Raw genomic sequence first — 19,144 nt, 5'->3', positions numbered from 1 at the left:
TGCCAGACTCAATGAGAAGTCGCCAATGAGGATGCAAATGTTCGTCCTGTGCCAGGTGCTGAAGGCGCTGGATTGCGTCGGCAAGACGACGGTGGGGTGGGGGGCTTCGGCTCTGCTGCGCGAAGGTCCTGCCTGCCGAATTGGGTGTCAGTGGCGACTGGCAGCGTGGCCAATATGAGCCGGATCATCTCGTACATTCAGAAGCTCATCGCGGTGCCCTGAGGTGATCGTTGAGCTGTTTGAGGCGTTGCCAGGAGGTGAGGTCGGTGCCGTCGCCGAGCGGGTAGTGGAGGGCGGGCCGTGACGCGGGGCCGAGGCGGATGGGGCAAACGTCTGGGCCCGACTCGGCAACCGTAGGACCTACGAGACGTACCGCGTCGCAGCCCAGGGTGAAGGAGAGCGGAACGAGTGGCGCCTCGTGGTGCGGCGGAATGGTCGGGTCGGCGCGGGCGGTGCGGAGGTAGGTGAGCATGGAGGTGAGGCGGTGGCGGGTGGCCAGCGTCTCGGCCAGCTCAGCGAGAGCGTGGAGAGGAGCCCGGCCAGCGGTGTAGCCGAAGGCGAGTGTGATCTGTTCCTCCACACCGGCCGGGGTTCGGATGACACGGCAGGTGGCGATCGCTGGGCGGTCGGGGGCTCCGACGGCGACCAGCCAGGTGGGGGCGGACTTTTCGGCTCGGGTACGGGCCAGTTCGGTCAGCTGGCGTGGTGACCAGGGGAGGTTGACGGGTTCGGCGGTGGACCAGCCGGCGGGTGGGGCGCCGGTGAGTGCCTGCCAGGTGGCTTCCAGGGCGCCGCCGAGGAGGAGGTTGTCGTCGGCGGGGTGGGTGGTGCGGATGGAGAGGTGGAGTTGCTGTTCACCTTGGGTGGCGGGGTGTGCCTCGAAGGCATCCGCGACCGATGCCCGGCCGTCCGCCGTGGGCGCGGGAGTGAAGCGGCCCTCGTGCCAGTGGAGCACGGCGCCGGTGAGACCGTCGTAGTAGGTCCGTCCCCTGGAGTGGCCTGTGTCCCCTGTGTGTCCCCTGGATCTTGATCTGAACGAATGAAGAGGGCCGCCACGCCGGGCGTGGCGGCCCTCCTTCTCCGCTGCCGCAGGTAGAAACGCTTCTGCACCTGCGACGCCTGGTGGGGCGGGTGGGACTCGAACCCACGGCCGACGGATTATGAGTCCGCTGCTCTAACCGGCTGAGCTACCGCCCCATAGCGGCGTGTCGCGTACATGTGTGCGCGCCGTCTGCCGCAGCATAGCCGCTCATACGATCTCCTGCTTCGGATGGTCGGCATCTGCGCTGCTCATGACCTTGAGGACATCGGCGCAGGCACGGCGGTTCCCGCGGGCATGAAAAAGGACCCCCAAGGGGTCCTCGTTCACTGCGCTCCCCCGACTGGACTCGAACCAGTAACCTGCCGGTTAACAGCCGGCTGCTCTGCCAATTGAGCTACGGAGGACCGAAGCTCCCCCGACTGGACTCGAACCAGTAACCTGCCGGTTAACAGCCGGCTGCTCTGCCAATTGAGCTACGGAGGATCGCCTCGATTGCATCGAACGTACCTACCTGGGTATTCGCCAGGGGGCGGGCGCTCGCTGCGACACATACATTAGCGCAAGCAGGGGGGTGCTCCGCCAATCGGTTCCCCCGGCGCCCACGTCGCACCGCAGACCAAGGCAAGGGAAGGGTGGCAGTCATGCGCTACCGGCTCACGTTCGTCGCCGGACTGGCCCTCGGTTACGTACTCGGCACGAGGGCCGGTCGCGAGCGCTACGAGCAGCTGAAGAAGTCCGCCCGGCGGATCGCCCAGAACCCCGCCGTCCGCAACACGGCCGAGAGCGCTGCCCACCAGGGCCGCCAGTACGCCGGCAAGGCCTTCCACACGGTCAGCGGCAGGGTGGGTGACCGGGTTCCCGAGACCGTCGCCCAGCGGGTGCGCTCACTCCGCGAGCGGAACCTCAACGGCACCCCCGAGGACGACTGGGGCACCAGCAACACGTAAGCGGGCCGAGCGCCGTTTCCCCAGGGCTGCGGGGAACTGCGCGACCGGCCACCACGGACCCGCACCCGCCGCTACGGAGACGGTCCCACCCCATTGGGCGCCCATCGGCCGAAGCCGGCGCGGCGATGCGGCAAAATTCTCCGCATGGGGATAGTCGCCGGGCTGGACAGCTCACCGGACTTCACACGCATCGTGGTCTGCGACGCGGACACCGGTGCCGTACTACGGCAGGGATACGCACCGCATCCGGTCGAGGCGCCGGACGGCGCCCGCCCGAGCGACACGGACCCTCAGGCCTGGCTGCTCTCCCTCGGCGAAGCCGCAGGTGGCGGCCTGCTGGAGGGCGTGCAGGCGATCGGTGTGTCGGCCCAGCAGAACGCGCTGATCCCGCTGGACGCCCAGGGCAACACCGTCCGCCCGGCCATGGTCGGCGGTGACAAGCGGGCCCAGGTCGCGGCGGCCGATCTCATCGACGCGCTCGGCGGGCGCGAGGCCTGGGCGCAGGCCGTGGGGTGCGTGCCGTCGGCCGCGCAGCCGGTCACCAAGCTGCGCTGGCTCGCGAAGAACGAGCCCGAGAACGCCCGCCGAACGGCCGTGCTGCTGCAGGCGCACGACTGGCTGGTCTGGCAGCTGCTCGGGCGCCCGGTGCGCAGGACCACGGATCGTGGCGGGGCCTCCTCGACCGGGTACTGGTCGGCCGGCACCGGTGCCTACCGGCCCGACCTGGTCGAGCTGGCGCTCGGCCATCAGGCGATGCTGCCGGAGGTGATCGGCCCGTCGGACGCGGCCGGTACGACCCCGGAGGGGCTGCTGATCTCCGCGGCGACCGGGGAGACCATGGCCGCCGCGTTCGGGCTGGGGATCGGGCTGGGGGACGCCGTCGTCTCGCTGGGGGCGTCGGGCTCCGTGATGGCCGTCCATCCCGAGGCGCTCGCCGACCAGTCCGGGATGATCACCTCCCTCGCCGACGCCACCGGCATGCACCTGCCGGTCGTCACCACCCTGAACGCCGTACGCACCCTGCGCGGCACCGCGGAACTGCTCGGACTGCCGGATCTGGAGAGCCTGTCCGACCTGGCGATGAAGTCCACTCCGGGTTCCCACGGGCTGGTCATGCTCCCCTATCTGGAGGGCGAGCGGACGCCGAACCTGCCGCACACCGCCGGGACGATCGCCGGGCTCAGGCGGGAGTCGATGAAGCCCGAGCATCTGGCGCGGGCCGCGTTCGAGGGCATGCTGTGCGGGCTCGCCGACGCGCTGGACGTGCTGCGCGGGCGGGGCGTCGACGTGCGGCGGATCTTCCTGCTGGGCCCGGCCGCCGAGCTGCCGGCGGTGCAGGCCGCGGCGCCCTCGCTGTTCGGTGCGCAGGTCGTCGTACCGCAGCCCGCGGACTACGCGGCGATCGGCGCCGCCCGGCAGGCGGCCTGGGCGCTGGGGGTTTCCCAGGGCACGCTCGATCCGCGCACCCCGCCCGCCTGGCAGGGGGCCGCGGCGCAGGTGCTGGAGCCGGGTGACGAGCTGGCCGTGGGGCAGGCGGTGCGGCAGCAGTTCGCGGCGGTGCGGGAGCAGACCCACCCGGGAGCATTCCGCTCCTAGCGCACCGGCAGCACCCCGGCCCTCTGAGCTCCGCGAACCGAGTCCAGAGGGCCGTACGCGCTGCGCCGTCGGGTTAATTCGGTTGAGGTAACGCGGGTGGAGTGTCCGACGATAGGGGCCAAGGGCACACCGACCCGGCCCTGTCGCCGACTCCGAGAGACCTAGCGTGCTCATACGACTCCTGCGGACCTATCTGAGGCCCTACAAGAAACCCATAGCCTTGCTGGTGCTGCTGCAGTTCCTGCAGACCTGCGCCACCCTCTATCTGCCCACCCTCAACGCGCACATCATCGACAACGGTGTCGTGAAGGGTGACACGGGTTACATCCTGTCCTTCGGCGGCTTGATGATCGGCATCTCGCTGGCGCAGGTCGTGTGCAACATCGGTGCCGTGTACTACGGCGCCCGGACCGCCGCCGCGCTCGGCCGGGACGTGCGCGGCGCCGTCTTCGAACGGGTGCAGTCCTTCTCCTCGCGTGAAGTGGGTCACTTCGGGGCGCCGTCGCTCATCACGCGTACGACCAACGACGTACAGCAGGTCCAGATGCTGGCCCTGATGACGTTCACGCTGATGGTGTCGGCGCCCATCATGTGCGTGGGCGGCATTGTGCTGGCGCTCGGCCTGGACGTGCCGCTGTCCGGGGTGCTCGTCGCCGTGGTGCCGGTGCTCGGCATCTCCGTGACGCTGATCGTGCGCCGGCTGCGGCCGCTGTTCCGGTCCATGCAGGTCCGCCTCGACACGGTGAACCGGGTGCTGCGCGAGCAGATCAGCGGCAACCGGGTGATCCGCGCCTTCGTCCGCGACGAGTACGAGCAGGAACGGTTCGGGAAGGCCAACGGCGACCTGACCGAGATGCAGCTGGCCACCGGCCGGATGCTCGCGCTGATGTTCCCGATCGTCATGACGGTGGTGAACCTGTCGTCGATCGCGGTGGTGTGGTTCGGCGCGCACCGCATCGACAGCGGCGGCATGGCGATCGGCGACCTGACCGCGTTCCTCGCCTATCTGATGCAGATCGTCATGTCCGTGATGATGGCCACCTTCATGTTCATGATGGTGCCGCGCGCGGAGGTGTGCGCCGAGCGCATCGAGGAGGTCCTCGGGACCGAGTCGAGCGTGGTGCCGCCGGTGGCGCCCGTCACCGAGCTGCGCCGGCACGGCCATCTGGAGGTCCGGGGCGTCGGCTTCCGCTATCCGGGTGCCGAGGAGCCGGTGCTGAAGGCCGTCGATCTGGTGGCCCGGCCGGGTGAGACCACCGCCGTGATCGGCTCCACCGGCAGCGGCAAGTCGACGCTGCTCGGGCTGGTCCCGCGGCTGTTCGACGCCACCGAGGGCGAGGTCCTCGTCAACGGCGTGGACGTGCAGGAGGTCGAGCCGAAGCTGCTGGCGAAGACGGTCGGCCTGGTGCCGCAGAAGCCGTACCTGTTCGCGGGCACCGTCGCCACCAACCTGCGCTACGGCAACCCGGACGCCACCGACGAGGAGCTGTGGCACGCGCTGGAGGTGGCGCAGGCCAAGGACTTCGTGAGCAAGCTGGAGGGCGGCCTGGACGCGCCGATCGCGCAGGGCGGCACCAATGTCTCCGGCGGCCAGCGCCAGCGCCTGGCCATCGCCCGCACCCTCGTGCAGCGCCCGGAGATCTACCTCTTCGACGACTCCTTCTCCGCGCTCGACTACGCCACCGACGCGGCGCTGCGCGCGGCGCTCTCCCGCGAGACCGCCGAGGCGACCGTCGTGATCGTCGCCCAGCGGGTGGCGACCATCCGGGAGGCCGACCGGATCATCGTGCTGGACGAGGGCCGGGTCGTCGGCACCGGCCGGCACCGGGACCTGATGGCGGGCAACGACACCTACCGGGAGATCGTGCTCTCCCAGCTGACGGAAGCGGAGGCTGCCTGATGGCCGGGCCCATGGGTCGCATGATGGCCGGGGGCGGCCCCGACCAGCGCTCGATGGACTTCAAGGGGTCGGGCAAACGGCTCGTCTCCCTCTTCAAACCGGAACGGCTCACGATCTACGGCCTGCTGCTGTGCGTGGTCGTCAGTGTGACCCTGAGCGTCATCGGGCCGAAGATCCTCGGCCGGGCCACCGACCTGGTCTTCGCCGGCATCATCGGCCGTCAGATGCCGGCCGGGGCCACCAAGCAGCAGGTCCTCGACCAGATGCGGGCCCACGGCAAGGGCCGGATCGCGGACATGCTGGGGAGCACCGACTTCACGCCCGGCAAGGGCATCGACTTCGGTGCCGTCGGGAACATCCTGCTGCTCGCGCTCTGTACGTTCCTGGTCGCCGGCCTGCTGATGGCGGTGGCGACCCGGCTGGTCAACCGGGCCGTGAACCGCACGATGTACCGGATGCGCGAGTCCGTGCAGGCGAAGCTGTCGCGGCTGCCGCTGTCGTACTTCGACAAGCGACAGCGCGGCGAGGTGCTCTCGCGCGCGACCAACGACATCGACAACATCGGGCAGACGCTCCAGCAGTCGATGGGCCAGCTGATCAACTCGGTGCTGACCATCATCGGCGTGCTCGTGATGATGTTCTACGTCTCCTGGCTGCTGGCGCTGGTCGCGCTGGTGACGGTGCCGCTGTCGTTCGTGGTCGCCACCCGGGTCGGCAAGCGGTCGCAGCCGCACTTCGTGCAGCAGTGGCGCTCCACCGGCAAGCTGAACGCCCACATCGAGGAGATGTACACCGGGCACACCCTGGTGAAGGTGTTCGGCCGGCAGGACGAGTCGGCGAAGCAGTTCGCCGAGCAGAACGAGGCGCTCTACCAGGCCGGGTTCAAGGCCCAGTTCAACAGCGGTGTGATGCAGCCGCTGATGATGTTCGTGTCGAACCTCAACTACGTCCTGGTCGCGGTCGTCGGCGGGCTGCGCGTCGCCTCCGGTTCCCTCTCCATCGGTGACGTCCAGGCCTTCATCCAGTACTCGCGGCAGTTCTCGATGCCGCTGACGCAGGTCGCGTCGATGGCGAACCTGGTGCAGTCCGGTGTCGCCTCGGCCGAGCGGGTCTTCGAACTCCTGGACGCGGAGGAGCAGGAGGCGGATCCGGTGCCGGGCGAGCGGCCGGCCGAGCTGCGCGGGCGGGTGCGCCTGGAGCGGGTGTCCTTCCGGTACGACCCGGAGAAGCCGCTGATCGAGGACCTCTCGCTCACGGTGGAGCCCGGTCACACGGTGGCGATCGTCGGCCCGACCGGCGCGGGCAAGACCACGCTGGTCAACCTGCTGATGCGGTTCTACGACGTGTCGGGGGGCCGGATCACGCTCGACGGGGTCGACATCCGCGGGATGTCCCGGGACGAACTCCGGTCCGGGATCGGCATGGTGCTGCAGGACACCTGGCTGTTCGGCGGCACGATCGCGGAGAACATCGCGTACGGGGCGTCGAGGGAGGTCACCCGCGGGGAGATCGAGGAGGCCGCGCGGGCCGCGCACGCCGACCGGTTCGTCCGCACCCTCCCCGACGGGTACGACACCGTGATCGACGACGAGGGCACGGGGGTCAGCGCGGGTGAGAAGCAGCTCATCACCATCGCGCGGGCTTTCCTGTCCGACCCGACGATCCTGGTGCTGGACGAGGCGACGAGTTCGGTCGACACCCGGACCGAGGTGCTGATCCAGAAGGCGATGGCGAAGCTGGCGGCGGGGCGGACGTCGTTCGTGATCGCGCACCGGCTGTCGACGATCCGGGACGCGGACACGATTCTCGTGATGGAGAACGGGTCGATCGTGGAACAGGGCGCGCACGCGGAGCTGTTGGCCGCCGACGGTGCGTATGCGCGCCTGTACAAGGCCCAGTTCGCGCAGGCTGTGGCCGAGGTGGACTAGCCGCACGGGGGCCGCCGGCGGGCGGCCCCCGGTCAGTCCAGGTAACCCCTCAGCTGGTCCGCAAAGGCGTGGTCGCGGAGCTTGTTGAGGGTCTTGGACTCGATCTGCCGTATCCGCTCCCGGGTCACCCCGAACAGCCGGCCTATCTCCTCCAGCGTGCGGGGCCGGCCGTCGATGAGCCCGTAGCGGAGCTGTACGACCTTCCGCTCCCGCTCGCCGAGGGTGGAGAGGACGGCCTCCAGGTGCTCCCTCAGCAGCAGGAACGCCGCCGACTCCACGGGGCTCGCGGCATCCCCGTCCTCGATCAGGTCACCGAGGGCGACGTCGTCCTCCTCGCCGACCGGGGCGTGCAGCGAGACCGGTTCCTGGGCCAGCCGCAGCACCTCGGAGACCCGCTCGGGCAGCAGGTCGAGATGGGCGGCCACCTCTTCGGGCGTCGGCTCGTAGCCGCGCTCCTGGAGCATGCGCCGCTGCACCCGCACGACCCGGTTGATCAGCTCGACGACATGGACCGGGACACGGATGGTGCGGGCCTGGTCGGCCAGGGCCCGGGACATCGCCTGGCGGATCCACCAGGTCGCGTACGTCGAGAACTTGTAGCCGCGGGCGTAGTCGAACTTCTCCACGGCCCGGATCAGCCCGAGGTTGCCTTCCTGGACGAGGTCGAGCATGGTCAGGCCGCGTCCGACGTACCGCTTGGCGACCGACACGACGAGCCGCAGGTTGGCCTCTATGAGCCGCCGCTTGGCCATCCGCCCCATGACGACGAGCCGGTCCAGATCGAGCGCCAACTGGCTGTCCAGATCGGGGGTGTTGAGCAGCTTCTCCTCGGCGAACAGGCCGGCCTCGACCCGGCGGGCGAGTTCGACCTCCTCGGCGGCCGTGAGCAGTGGGATACGGCCGATCTCGCGCAGGTACTGGCGGAACAGGTCGGCGGAGGGGCCGCCGGTGTCGGCCCGGGTCGAGACCGGTGTCTCGACGGGCTCGGCGGCCTCCAGTGGTTCGCCGGCCGCCACGGGCTCGTCCGCGAGGGCTTCCGCCGGTGGTTCCGTCGGTTCGGCGGCGGGCGCCTCCGGGTGCCGGGCAGCGGGGCCCTGCGGGGGCACGGCCGCGAGGACGTCCGGCTCCGCGTCCGGCTCGTCCGCGGCGGTGCCGGTGGTGCTGTCGGTCTGGGTGAGGGTCTGGGTCTGCACGGGGGCGACCTCCAGGATGATCACTGCTGAAGGTGTGCGGCAGCGGTTTCGGGAGTGGAGAGTCGACGGCCTGCGCTCCGCGGACTCGGACACCGCCCCCAGTGTGGAGTACGACACATCCCCGCCACGAGGGGCTTGCGGTGACTTTTTGCATCCGGTCCGTGACCGGTTGGTGATCCGGGGGCGAAAACCGGACGCGCAAGCTCATGGGCTCATCCGTGTCCGGTCGGTTACTCAGCTCGTTGGACCATCCGACTGGCATATGCGGGCACTGGTCCGCACCGACTTGGGGCAGGATGAAAGGCATGAGCGAGATGGAAGAGCTGCGGCGGCGTCTGGAGGCGCTGGAGGCGCGGGTGGACGAGGTCGTGGCGGAGCACACGACAACCCGCAATCTTGCCGTGGGGTCGGACAGCGACGTGGCGGCTCTTCAGGTACAACGACGCGCGGACATGCAGGTGATCAGGGCCCTGCGGGATACGCAGCTTGAGCACGGCAAGACACTGGAGGCGCACGGCAAGACGCTGCAGGAACACAGCAAGCTGCTCGGTGCCCTGGTCTCCGGTCAGGTGGCGATGATGGAACAGCTGCAGGCGATCACCAGCCACTTCGGAATCACCCCGCCCGAGCAGCCCCGAGAAGAGGGCTAGCCTCCTTCACAGCGCCTCCGCGCCCCGCTCCCGCAACGCCTGGTCGTACTGCTGCAAGACCCACATCTCGTTCTGGACGGCGGTCAGTTGGGCCGGGTCGCCGCCGGTGGCCAGGCGGGTCAGCTGGGACTGGATGTCGTGGATGCGGCGCTCGACGGCGCGGCGGCGGATCTGGACCAGGACCGTGCCGGCGTAGGTCTCGTCCACCGTGCGCCGCAGGATCGGCTCGACGGCCAGTTCGGTGACCATCGCACGGACGGTGTCGTCGGGTGCGGCCTCGCGGACCCGGACCAGATACTCCTGCGAGTCCGGGACGCCGTACTCGGCGCCGCCCGCCTCCGCGACCGCTTGACGTACGGCGGCGTACGGCGGCGCGGTGAACTCGTCCACGCCGTACGCGTCGAAGGCCGGGGAGACCAGCTCGGGGCGCTGCAGGGCGAGTTTGAGCAGTTCGCGTTCCGCGGCGTAGACGGGGTTGCGCAGGGTGAGGGCCGGGCCGGAGGAGGCGGGGCGGGCGGCCGACCACTGCTGCTCCGCGCCGCGTGGGCGGTCCTGCTGCGGAGCCCTGCCGCCGCGGTCCCTCGCCCAGCGGGCCAGCTGGGCCACGCGGCGGACCACGAACTGGGTGTCGAGGATGCCGAGCATGCCGGCCAGTTCGACGGCGACCTCGTGCTGGGCGCCGCTGTTCTTGATGCGGGCGACGATCGGCGCCGCCTCGTCCAGGGCGCCCGCCCGGCCCGCCGGGGTGTCCAGGTCGTAGCGGCTCACGATCTGGCGCAGCGCGAACTCGAAGAGCGGCGTGCGGGGTTCGACCAGGTCCGCCACCGCTTCGTCGCCCTTCGCGAGGCGCAGTTCGCACGGGTCCATGCCGTCCGGTGCGATCGCGATGTAGGTCTCGGCGGCGAACTTCTGATCGTCCTCGAAGGCGCGCAGGGCGGCCTTCTGGCCTGCCGCGTCGCCGTCGAAGGTGAAGATCACTCGGGCCGAGCCGTTGTCCATCAGCAGCCGGCGCAGGATCTTGATGTGGTCGCCGCCGAAGGCCGTACCGCAGGTCGCGATCGCGGTCGTCACGCCGGCCAGGTGGCAGGCCATGACGTCCGTGTAGCCCTCGACCACCACCGCCCGGCTGGCCTTGGCGATGTCCTTCTTCGCGAGGTCGATGCCGTACAGGACCTGGGACTTCCTGTAGATCGCCGTGTCGGGCGTGTTGAGGTACTTCGGGCCGTTGTCCGCCTCGTACAGCTTGCGGGCGCCGAAGCCGACGACTTCGCCGCCGATGTCCCGGATCGGCCACATCAGGCGGCCCCGGAAGCGGTCGATGGGGCCGCGGCGGCCCTCCTGGGAGAGGCCGGAGAGCAGGAGCTCCTTGTCGGTGAAGCCCTTGCCGCGCAGATAGCGGGTGAGGTGGTCCCAGCCCTGGGGGCTGTAGCCGACGGAGAAGTGCTCGGCGGCCGCCTGGTCGAAGCCGCGCTCGGCGAGGAACTTGCGGCCGGTGTCGGCCTCGGGGCTGGTCGCGAGCTGTTCGACGTACCACTGCGCGGCGATCTTGTGGGCCTCGACCAGGCGGATGCGCTCGCCGCGCTGGTGGGCCGGGTTGTACCCGCCCTCCTCGTACCGCAGGGTGATGCCGGCCTGGGCGGCCAGGCGCTCGACCGCCTCCGAGAAGGAGAGGTGGTCCACCTTCATCACGAAGGTGATGGTGTCGCCGCCCTCCTGGCAGCCGAAGCAGTGGAAGAGTCCCTTGCTCGGGCTGACCTGGAAGGACGGCGACTTCTCGTCGTGGAAGGGGCACAGGCCCTTGAGATTGCCGCCGCCCGCGTTGCGCAGCTGGAGGTACTCGGAGACCACGGCGTCGATCGGGACCGCGTCCCGTACCGCCTTCACGTCCTCGTCGTTGATCCGTCCTGCCACGAGGTGATTCTACGGGGGCGGACCGACAGCCCCGGCGGTTCAGGAGGCCAGGCTGTCCAGCGGGACGTGCGGGTCGGCCAGGGCCTCCGGGTTCACCTGGGCCTGGGACCGGATCAACTGCTGGATCCGGTCTGTGACATCCCACACGTTCACATTCATCCCGGCCAGCACGCGCCCCTCCGCGATCCAGAACGCGATGAACTCCCGCTTGCCGGCGTCCCCCCGGATCACCACCTGGTCGTACGACCCCGGCGGCGCCCATCCGCTGTACTCCATCCCCAGGTCGTACTGGTCGGTGAAGAAGTACGGCACCCGGTCGTAGACCACGTCCTGGCCCAGCATCGAGCGTGCCGCCGCCGGTCCGCCGTTCAGGGCGTTGGCCCAGTGCTCGACCCGGATCCTGGTCCCGAAGAGATCGAGCGGGAAGGCGGCGACGTCACCGGCCGCGTAGATGTCGGGGTCGGACGTCCGCAGCCGTTCGTCCACGACGACACCGCCGCCCCGCGCCCGGTCGGCCAGCTCCAGCCCCGCCGCCTCGGCCAGGCCGGTGCGCGGAAGCGCGCCGATCGCCGCGAGGACGTCGTGCGCCGGATGCTCCTCGCCGTCGTCGGTGCGGACCGCGAGGACCATGCCGTCCTGGCCGACGATCTCGGTGAGCCGCCGCCCGAACTGGAAGCGGACGCCGTGCCCGCGGTGCAGCTCGGCGAAGACGCCGCCCAGCTCGGGGCCGAGCACATGGTGCAGCGGGGTCGGCAGCGGCTCGATCACCGTGACCTCCGCGCCGTACTCACGGGCCGCCGCGGCGACCTCCAGGCCGATCCAGCCGGCGCCCGCGATCACCAGGTGCCCGTTGTCCCGGCCGAGGGAGGTCAGCACGCCCTTGAGCCGCTCGGCGTGCGCGAGCCGGCGCAGATGGTGCACACCGGCCAGGCCGGTGCCGGGGATGTCGAGACGGCGGGGTTCGGCACCGGTGGCGAGGAGGAGCTTGTCGTAGCGGATGACGGTGCCGTCACCGAGGCGGACGGTCTTGTCCACGCGGTTGATCGCGACGGCGGGCTGGCCGAGGTGCAGCTCGATGTCGTTGCGCGCGTACCAGGCGGGCTCGTGCACGAAGACGCTGTCGCGCTCCTCCTTGCCGAGCAGGTAGCCCTTGGACAGCGGCGGGCGCTCATAGGGGTGGTCGCGCTCGTCACTGATCAGTATCACCCGGCCGGTGAAGCCCTCCGCCCGGAGCGTTTCGGCCGCCTTCGCCCCGGCGAGACCGCCCCCGACGATGACGAATGTCTGATCCGCGTCGACCACTTGATGCCTCCTCGTAAGGGTGCCGCCATATGCCGCCCTAGGCGAGCGTCCCGCACACGCCGTGCTGCGGGAAGAGGGAGTGACCCGATCAGGCCACCGCGCGTCACGTTCCTCTCACATATGCCCCGTCAGTCTCGCGTGCAGGGAACGTGCGGAGGCATCGGTGAGGGAGGCGATCTGGTCGACGATCACCCGCTTGCGCGCGTGGTCGTCGCCTGCCCCGTAGAACAGGGCCCGAAACTGCGGATCGAGACCGTCCGGCGCGCGAGCGGTCAACGCCTGAGCCAGCTCCGCCACGATCACCCGCTGGTCCGCGCGCAGCCGCTCCTGCTCGGCGCGCTGCATCACATACCGGTCCGCGACCGCCTTCAGCACCGCGCACTCCATGCGGGCCTCGCGGGGTACGACGAGTTCGGCGCCGTACCGGGTGAGCCGGCCGCTGCCGTACGCGGCGCGCGTGGCGCCCTCGGCGGCCAGACAGAACCGGCCGATGAGCTGGCTGGTGGCGTCCTTCAGGCGGGCCTGGGCGACCGCCGTGCCGTCGTAGCCGTGCGGCCACCACTCCTCGTCCTGGAGCCGGTCGAGGGCGGCGGAGAGTTCGGCCGGGTCGGTGCCGGCGGGCACGTACCTGCCGATGGCGACGCGGAACACCTCCTGCCGCTCGGGCTCGGCGTGCAGGCAGTTGGGGTCGATGTGCCCGGCGTGCAGACCGTCCTCGACGTCGTGCACCGAGTACGCCACGTCGTCCGACCAGTCCATGACCTGGGCCTCGAAGCAGGTGCGGGTGCCGGGGGCGTGCGCTCTGACCCAGTCGAACACCGGGCGGTCGTCCGCGTAGACACCGAACTTGCGCGAGGCCGGGTCGGTGGGGTGGGCGCCGCGCGGCCAGGGGTACTTGGTGGCGGCGTCGAGGGCGGCGCGGGTGAGGTTGAGGCCGACGGAGCCCTCCGGGGTGAATCGTTTGGGCTCGATGCGGGTGAGGAGTCTGAGGGACTGGGCGTTGCCCTCGAAGCCGCCGCAGTCGTCGGCGAAGGCGTTCAGGGCCTGTTCGCCGTTGTGGCCGAAAGGCGGGTGGCCGAGGTCGTGGGCGAGGCAGGCGGCTTCCACGAGATCGGGGTCACAGCCGAGGGCCGCGCCCAGCTCTCGGCCCACCTGGGCGCATTCGAGGGAGTGCGTGAGTCGGGTGCGGGGGCTGGCGTCCCATACCCGGCTGCGGGTTCCTGGGGTGACCACCTGTGTTTTGCCCGCGAGGCGGCGTAGGGCGGCGGAGTGGAGGATGCGGGCGCGGTCGCGTTGGAAGGCGGTGCGGCCGGGGCGTTTGTCCGGTTCGGGGGCGTAGCGTTCCAGTGCGGCGGGGCTGTAGCTGAGCGCGGTGCCGTCCATGACTCGACAGTAAGCCTACTGATCCGCCGAGTTCCGTGATCTCGCGGCTACCGGCTGTGCGTGGCTTCTCGCGCCCACGCGGCGGAGCCGCACATCGGTACAGCCCCGCGCCCTTACTAGGCGGCTGTCGCCCCTCGCGTCGTCACGCTCTCCTCGTAACGCTGCAGGACCAGGCGGGCCATCGCCGGATGGGCGCCCAGAGGATCCGCGGCGATCCATGGCGCTGCCTCCGCGCACTGTGTCGCGAAGCGGCCCGGGGCCGTGAAGTACGACGCGATCGCCACCCGGTGGCGGCCCCGCGCCGCCAGTGCGCGGACCGCCGCCGGGACGGTCGGGGTCGCCGCCGAGGCATAGGCGGGAACGACCGGGACGCCCAGGCGGTCGGCGAGGGAGCGGGCGGTGCGGCGGGTGTCGGTGGCCGCGTCGGGGTCGCGGGAGCCGGCCGCGGCGAGGACGACCGCGCACGCGCGGCGGGTGGCCGCGTCCATGGGCGTGGGCCAGCCGGCCTCCAGCAGGCGGTCGTAGAGGGTCTCCACCAGGAGCGGATGCGGGCCCAGCGGGGTGGCCACGTGTGCGCGTACCCGCGCCGTGGCGGCCATCGCGGGGATGTCGTGCTTGATGTGGTAGCCGCGGGAGAGGAGCAGCGGGACCAGGACGGCGGGGGTGTCGCCCAGGGCGGCGAGGGTGTCCGGGAGGAGGGGCTCGTTCAGTTCGATGTGGCCCAGGTGGACGGCGAGGCCGGGGCGCAGCTCACCGATGAGGTCCCGCAGGGCCCGTACGGTCTGCAGCGCGCGCGGGTCGCGGCTGCCGTGGGCGACCAGGACGAGGGCGGGCCGGGCCGGGCGGCGGCCGCCGAGCGGGGAGACGAGCCGCAGCTGGCCGGCGAGCTCGTTGCCGATGCTGTTCATGAGGTTCGCCGTGCTGTCGAGGCGGGCGAAGGACTCGGGGCGGGAAGGGTGCGACGCCGTCATGGAAGGATCCTGCCGGGGTCAGGTTGCATGGCCGTTGCCGGGCCGTCACGAGCGTTTTCCACGGGTTCACGTCGTACACACGCACGATGTGAGGCGAACCGGAGCGGCGTCGAGCACGTCCTTGATGGTCGACAGCCGATTCCGGGGGGCCATATGAAGATCCGTCGACCTCGGCTGCCGCGCACCCGTCGGGGGCAGCGGCGGCTGGTGCAGGCCGTGATGGCCGGGTGTGTGCTGGCGCTGCTGCCGGTGACCTGGCTGTACGTGTCCACGGCGGACCGGCTGCGGACGACGGCGGACGCACCGCGGGCGCAGGTCGCCGTGGTGTTCGGGGCCGGGCTGTGGAACGGTGAGCCGTCGCCGTACCTCGCGAACCGGCTGGACGCGGCGGCGAAGCTGTACCGGGCGGGCCGGGTCGAGGTCGTCCTCGTCACCGGGGACAACAGCCGCAGGGACTACGACGAGCCCGACGCCATGCGGGGCTATCTCAGGAAGCACGGGGTGCCGGACCGGCGGATCGTCAGCGACTACGCCGGGTTCGACACCTGGGACTCCTGTGTGCGGGCCAGGAAGATCTTCGGGGTGGACCGGGCCGTGCTGGTCAGCCAGAGTTTCCACATCCGGCGGGCGGTGGCGCTGTGCCGGGCGGCGGGGGTCGACTCGTACGGGGTCGGGGTCGACGCGACGCACGATGTGACCTGGTACTACGGCGGGACACGCGAGGTGTTCGCGGCGGGCAAGGCGCTGCTGGACGCGGTGTTCCACCCGGATCCCACGTTCCTCGGACCGAAGGAGCCGGGGGTGACGCGGGCACTGGCGGCCGGGCGGTGACGGGCGGGCGCCGGGCGGTGACGGGCGGGCGCCGGGCGGTGACGGGCGAGTGCTGGCGGGGGATCGGTGGCGGTCGGCGACGGGCGCTGGCGGTCGCCGTCGGTCGGTCACCGGCGCCTCACAGTGGGCCGGGCGGCGGCAGGCAGTGACCGGCGGGAGCTGGCGGACGATCGGTGATGGTCGCCGGCAGTCGGCGGACGCTGGCAGAGGGTCGGTGGCGGGCGGTCGGGGCCGGCGCCTCACGGTGGGCCGGGCGGCGGCATGCGGTGACGGACGGGTGCTGGCGGGCAGGCGCTCGCGGGCGGCGGTCGGCGGGCGGTGGCGGACGATCGGTGATGGTCACCGTCGGTGGCGGGCGGTGGCGGACGATCCGTGGCGGTCGCCGTCGCTCGGCGGGCGCTGGCGGTCGGCGGCGGGCGGTGGCGGGCGGCGGGCGGACGGTCCGGGGCGGTCGCCGGCGGGTGGTCGGGGGTCGGTGCCTCACGGTGGGGCGGGTGGTGTGGGGAGGTCGTGGTGCCGGGCGTGTAACCGGGAGCGGTCGGGCGCCGTAACACGGCGGACGCACGCTGGGCGTATGGAGACGATCGCCTCGACGCCCACCCACTGCCCGTACTGCGCCCTGCAGTGCGGTATGAACCTCACGCCCCTGGCGGCGGGGGGCGTCGAGGTGACCGAGCGGCCGGACTTCCCGGTGAACCGGGGTGCGCTGTGCGGCAAGGCGCGGACGGCGGCCGCGGTGCTCTCGCCGGCGGTGCGGCTGACCTCGCCGCTCGTGCGGTCGGGTGGCCGGCTGGTCGAGGCGAGCTGGCCGGCGGCGCTGGATCTGATCGCCGAGCGGCTCGGGAGCACGCGGGAGGCGTACGGCGCCGACGCGCTGGGGGTGTTCGGCGGGGGCGGGCTCGCCCATGAGAAGGCGTACACGCTCGGCAAGTTCGCGCGGGTGGTGCTGGGCACCTCGCAGATCGACTACAACGGCCGTTTCTGCATGTCGTCGGCCGCGGCGGCCGGGACGGGGCGTTCGGTCTGGACCGGGGGCTGCCGTTCCCGCTGGAGGACATTCCGAAGGCCGGATGCGTGATCCTCGTCGGCTCCAATCTCGCCGAGACCATGCCGCCGTCCCTGCGCTTCTTCAGCGAACTGCGGGAGAACGGCGGCACGTTGATCGTCGTCGACCCGCGCCGGACGAAGACGGCCGAGCAGGCGGACCTGCATCTGACCCCTCGCCCGGGCACCGATCTCGCCCTCGCGCTGGGCCTGTTGCACCTGGTGGTCACCGAGGGGCGGACGGACGAGGAGTACATCCGGGAGCGGACGACGGGCTGGGCGGAGACCCGGGCGGCGGCGATGGCGCACTGGCCGGAGCAGGTGGAGCGGATCACGGGGGTGTCCGTTCCCCGGCTCCGGGAGGCGGTACGACTGTTCTGTGCGCCTCGGGCCGCGATGGTGCTCACCGCGCGCGGGCCGGAGCAGCAGTCCAAGGGCACGGACACGGTGGGCGCGTGGATCAACCTGTGCCTGGCGACCGGGCGGGCGGGCCGCCCGCTGTCCGGGTACGGCTGCCTGACCGGGCAGGGCAACGGGCAGGGCGGCCGCGAACACGGCCAGAAGGCCGACCAGCTGCCCGGCTACCGCAAGCTGGACGACCCGGCGGCGCGGGCGCACGTGGCCGGGGTCTGGGGCGTGGACCCGGATGCGCTCCCGCCGACACCACGGGGTTGGGGCCCACATCGAGGAGCGGCTGCGCTCGCTGGACTTCCTGGCGGTGGCCGACGTCGTCCTCTCGGAGACGGCGGAGCTGGCGGATGTGGTGCTGCCGGTCACGCAGTGGGCGGAGGAGACGGGTACGACGACCGGTCTGGAGGGCAGGGTCCTGCTGCGCCGCCGGGCGCTCGCCCCGCCGCCCGGGGTCCACGGCGACCTGTACGTCCTGCACGAGCTGTCCGCCCGTCTCGGCGTCGAGAAGGGCTTCCCGACCGACCCCGAGGAGGTCTTCGAGGAGCTGCGCCGGGCGAGCGAGGGCGACCCCGCGGACTACTCCGGGATCACCTACCGCCGGCTGGCGGAGGAGACCGGGGTGTTCTGGCCGTGCCCGGAGAGCCCGGACGGGGCGGCCCACCCCGGCACCCCCCGCCTCTTCCTGGACCGCTTCGCCACCCCCGACGGCCGGGCCCGCTTCGCCGCCGTGACCCATCGGGCGACGGCGGAGGAACCGGACGCCGACTATCCGCTGCTGCTGACCACCGGCCGGGTCGTGGCGCAGTACCAGTCGGGGGCGCAGACCCGGCGGGTCGCCGAGCTGAACGCCGCCGCGCCCGGCCCGTTCGTGGAGCTGCACCCGCGTCTCGCGGCCCGCATCGGCGCGGCCGAGGGCGACGCGGTGACCGTGATCTCCCGGCGGGGCCGGGCCACCGCGCCCGCCCGGATCACCTCCGCCATCCGCCCGGACACGGTCTTCATGCCGTTCCACTGGCCGGGCGAGGGTCGCGCCAACACCCTCACCAACCCGGCCCTCGACCCGACGTCCCGCATGCCGGAGTTCAAGTCGTGCGCGGTGCGGGTGGAGGTCGTAGGGCCAGCTCAGTAGTACGGGTCGGTCCGCGGGGCGGGGTGGGGAGCGGTGCGGGGGCGTAGGTTCGGCGTATGTCCGATCCTGAGCAGTTCGATCTCGACGCCTATCTGGACCGCATCGGCTGGCAGGGCGGCCGGCGGGCCGGCCTGGAGACGCTGCGGGGTGTCCATCTGGCGCACGCGCTGTCCGTGCCCTTCGAGAACCTGGACGCCCTGTCCGGGCGGGCGCCCTCGCTCGCCCCGGCCGATCTGCTGGCCAAGATGGTCCACGGCGGGCGCGGCGGCTACTGCTACGAGCACAACACGCTGCTCCGGCTGGCCCTGGAGGCGCTGGGCTTCCCGGTGACGCCGCTGGCCGGGCGGGTGGTGCTGGGCGCGGAGACCCCGGAGAGCCGGCCGCGGACCCATGCGATGCTGCGGGTCACGGTGCCGGGCGAGCCGCAGCCGTATCTCGCGGACGTCGGCTTCGGCTCGGTCGGGGCGCTGCTGGCGCCGGTGCCGCTGGTCACCGGCGTCGAGTCCGAGGGCGGTGGACGCCGGCACCGGCTGATGCCGCTGCCGCGCCAAGGCCCGCTGGAGCTTAGGGAGTTGCAGGCCTACGACCGGCGGAGGCGGGAGTGGGCCGGGCAGTACGCCTTCACCCTGGAGCCGTTCACCGCGCGGGACTTCGAGGTGTTCAACTGGTACATCAGCACCCACCCGCGCTCTCCGTTCACCCAGCGTGCCTTTCTGCAGCGGACCACCGCCGAGCGTCATCTGTCCCTGGACGGCAGCCTGTTGACGGAGACCCGCACCGACGGCGCGGTGACCGAGCACAAGCTGACGGACGAGGCGGAGGCACGGCGCGTCGCGGCGGAGGAGTTCGGGATCGCCGTACCCGAGGGGCTGACGCTGCTCGGCTGATCCGAACGGGCTGCTCCCG

The 19,144-nt window shown here is 71.5% G+C and carries 13 protein-coding genes, 3 tRNA genes and 1 pseudogene; 8 read left to right on the top strand and 9 right to left on the bottom strand.

All coding sequences use genetic code 11. From position 1 onward, the window contains the following. Positions 1 to 205: 205 nt before the first annotated feature. From AB5L52_RS30155 to AB5L52_RS30140, 4 genes are all read right to left on the bottom strand, one after another. Positions 206 to 1,159: a DUF6177 family protein gene (locus tag AB5L52_RS30155; protein WP_369369000.1), complete on the bottom strand. Its 954-nt coding sequence runs from the start codon at positions 1,157 to 1,159 to the stop codon at positions 206 to 208. Then, a tRNA-Ile gene (locus AB5L52_RS30150) sits at positions 1,121 to 1,197 on the bottom strand. Before AB5L52_RS30150 ends, AB5L52_RS30155 begins: the two co-directional genes overlap by 39 nt. 176 nt (positions 1,198 to 1,373) lie before the next feature. Continuing rightward, positions 1,374 to 1,446 (bottom strand) — tRNA-Asn (locus AB5L52_RS30145). Positions 1,447 to 1,452: 6 nt separating this feature from the next. Then, positions 1,453 to 1,525 (bottom strand) — tRNA-Asn (locus AB5L52_RS30140). 158 nt (positions 1,526 to 1,683) lie between these two features. On the opposite strand from AB5L52_RS30140, the gene AB5L52_RS30135 reads away from it, so the two are divergent. From AB5L52_RS30135 to AB5L52_RS30120, 4 genes are all read left to right on the top strand, one after another. Then, entirely contained in the window at positions 1,684 to 1,989 is a 306-nt protein-coding gene (locus AB5L52_RS30135; protein ID WP_351020568.1) for a YtxH domain-containing protein, read from the top strand. 144 nt (positions 1,990 to 2,133) lie between these two features. Beyond that, complete coding sequence (locus AB5L52_RS30130; protein ID WP_351020566.1) at positions 2,134 to 3,585, top strand: FGGY family carbohydrate kinase; 1,452 nt, start codon at positions 2,134 to 2,136, stop codon at positions 3,583 to 3,585. Positions 3,586 to 3,751: 166 nt separating this feature from the next. Continuing rightward, on the top strand, positions 3,752 to 5,485 hold the full coding sequence (locus AB5L52_RS30125) for an ABC transporter ATP-binding protein (RefSeq protein ID WP_369367205.1): 1,734 nt from the start codon (positions 3,752 to 3,754) through the stop codon (positions 5,483 to 5,485). Beyond that, the gene (locus AB5L52_RS30120; protein WP_351020562.1) at positions 5,485 to 7,413 is read left to right on the top strand and encodes an ABC transporter ATP-binding protein; all 1,929 of its coding nucleotides are present in this window, start codon (positions 5,485 to 5,487) and stop codon (positions 7,411 to 7,413) included. Before AB5L52_RS30125 ends, AB5L52_RS30120 begins: the two co-directional genes overlap by 1 nt. Before the next feature lie 32 nt (positions 7,414 to 7,445). Here the strand turns inward: AB5L52_RS30120 and AB5L52_RS30115 are convergent, their stop codons facing one another. Next, positions 7,446 to 8,723 (bottom strand): RNA polymerase sigma factor, encoded by a 1,278-nt coding sequence (locus tag AB5L52_RS30115; protein ID WP_369367204.1) that lies wholly within the window; start codon positions 8,721 to 8,723, stop codon positions 7,446 to 7,448. A gap of 188 nt (positions 8,724 to 8,911) precedes the next feature. On the opposite strand from AB5L52_RS30115, the gene AB5L52_RS30110 reads away from it, so the two are divergent. Then, entirely contained in the window at positions 8,912 to 9,256 is a 345-nt protein-coding gene (locus AB5L52_RS30110; RefSeq protein ID WP_369367203.1) for a hypothetical protein, read from the top strand. A 6-nt stretch (positions 9,257 to 9,262) separates the two neighbouring features. On the opposite strand, the gene dnaG is transcribed toward AB5L52_RS30110, so the two are convergent. From dnaG to AB5L52_RS30090, 4 genes are all read right to left on the bottom strand, one after another. After that, complete coding sequence (dnaG, locus tag AB5L52_RS30105; RefSeq protein WP_369367202.1) at positions 9,263 to 11,167, bottom strand: DNA primase; 1,905 nt, start codon at positions 11,165 to 11,167, stop codon at positions 9,263 to 9,265. 39 nt (positions 11,168 to 11,206) lie between these two features. After that, entirely contained in the window at positions 11,207 to 12,469 is a 1,263-nt protein-coding gene (locus AB5L52_RS30100; protein WP_351020554.1) for an FAD-dependent oxidoreductase, read from the bottom strand. A 114-nt stretch (positions 12,470 to 12,583) separates the two neighbouring features. Next, complete coding sequence (locus tag AB5L52_RS30095; RefSeq protein WP_351020552.1) at positions 12,584 to 13,852, bottom strand: deoxyguanosinetriphosphate triphosphohydrolase; 1,269 nt, start codon at positions 13,850 to 13,852, stop codon at positions 12,584 to 12,586. A gap of 116 nt (positions 13,853 to 13,968) precedes the next feature. Next, entirely contained in the window at positions 13,969 to 14,823 is an 855-nt protein-coding gene (locus AB5L52_RS30090) for a sirohydrochlorin chelatase (protein WP_369367201.1), read from the bottom strand. Between the two features lie 153 nt (positions 14,824 to 14,976). Between AB5L52_RS30090 and AB5L52_RS30085 the strand changes: the two genes are divergently transcribed. The 3 genes and pseudogenes from AB5L52_RS30085 to AB5L52_RS30075 all read left to right on the top strand — a co-directional run bounded on the left by AB5L52_RS30085 (position 14,977) and on the right by AB5L52_RS30075 (position 19,125). Continuing rightward, a complete protein-coding gene (locus tag AB5L52_RS30085) occupies positions 14,977 to 15,654 on the top strand; it encodes a vancomycin high temperature exclusion protein (RefSeq protein WP_369367200.1) in 678 nt (225 codons plus the stop codon). Positions 15,655 to 16,228: 574 nt separating this feature from the next. Then, positions 16,229 to 18,238 (top strand): annotated as a pseudogene (locus AB5L52_RS30080) (molybdopterin oxidoreductase family protein). Positions 18,239 to 18,294: 56 nt separating this feature from the next. Next, the gene (locus AB5L52_RS30075; protein WP_369367199.1) at positions 18,295 to 19,125 is read left to right on the top strand and encodes an arylamine N-acetyltransferase; all 831 of its coding nucleotides are present in this window, start codon (positions 18,295 to 18,297) and stop codon (positions 19,123 to 19,125) included. The last annotated feature ends 19 nt before the right edge of the window (positions 19,126 to 19,144 follow it).

The sequence above is a fragment of the Streptomyces sp. CG4 genome (genome assembly GCF_041080655.1).
In the GTDB taxonomy this organism is placed as follows: domain Bacteria; phylum Actinomycetota; class Actinomycetes; order Streptomycetales; family Streptomycetaceae; genus Streptomyces.
The sequence above is the reverse complement of the archived record's forward strand: the minus strand, read 5'-3'. Positions and strand labels throughout refer to the sequence as shown.

What these genes read in the sequence shown, in the direction of transcription:
- AB5L52_RS30075 (WP_369367199.1), top strand. Translation starts at nt 18,295, where the DNA reads ATGTCCGATCCTGAGCAGTTCGATCTCGACGCCTATCTGGACCGCATC.
- AB5L52_RS30135 (WP_351020568.1), top strand. Translation starts at nt 1,684, where the DNA reads ATGCGCTACCGGCTCACGTTCGTCGCCGGACTGGCCCTCGGTTACGTA.
- AB5L52_RS30090 (WP_369367201.1), bottom strand. Translation starts at nt 14,823, where the DNA reads ATGACGGCGTCGCACCCTTCCCGCCCCGAGTCCTTCGCCCGCCTCGAC.
- AB5L52_RS30095 (WP_351020552.1), bottom strand. Translation starts at nt 13,852, where the DNA reads ATGGACGGCACCGCGCTCAGCTACAGCCCCGCCGCACTGGAACGCTAC.
- AB5L52_RS30085 (WP_369367200.1), top strand. Translation starts at nt 14,977, where the DNA reads ATGAAGATCCGTCGACCTCGGCTGCCGCGCACCCGTCGGGGGCAGCGG.
- AB5L52_RS30110 (WP_369367203.1), top strand. Translation starts at nt 8,912, where the DNA reads ATGAGCGAGATGGAAGAGCTGCGGCGGCGTCTGGAGGCGCTGGAGGCG.
- AB5L52_RS30130 (WP_351020566.1), top strand. Translation starts at nt 2,134, where the DNA reads ATGGGGATAGTCGCCGGGCTGGACAGCTCACCGGACTTCACACGCATC.
- AB5L52_RS30120 (WP_351020562.1), top strand. Translation starts at nt 5,485, where the DNA reads ATGGCCGGGCCCATGGGTCGCATGATGGCCGGGGGCGGCCCCGACCAG.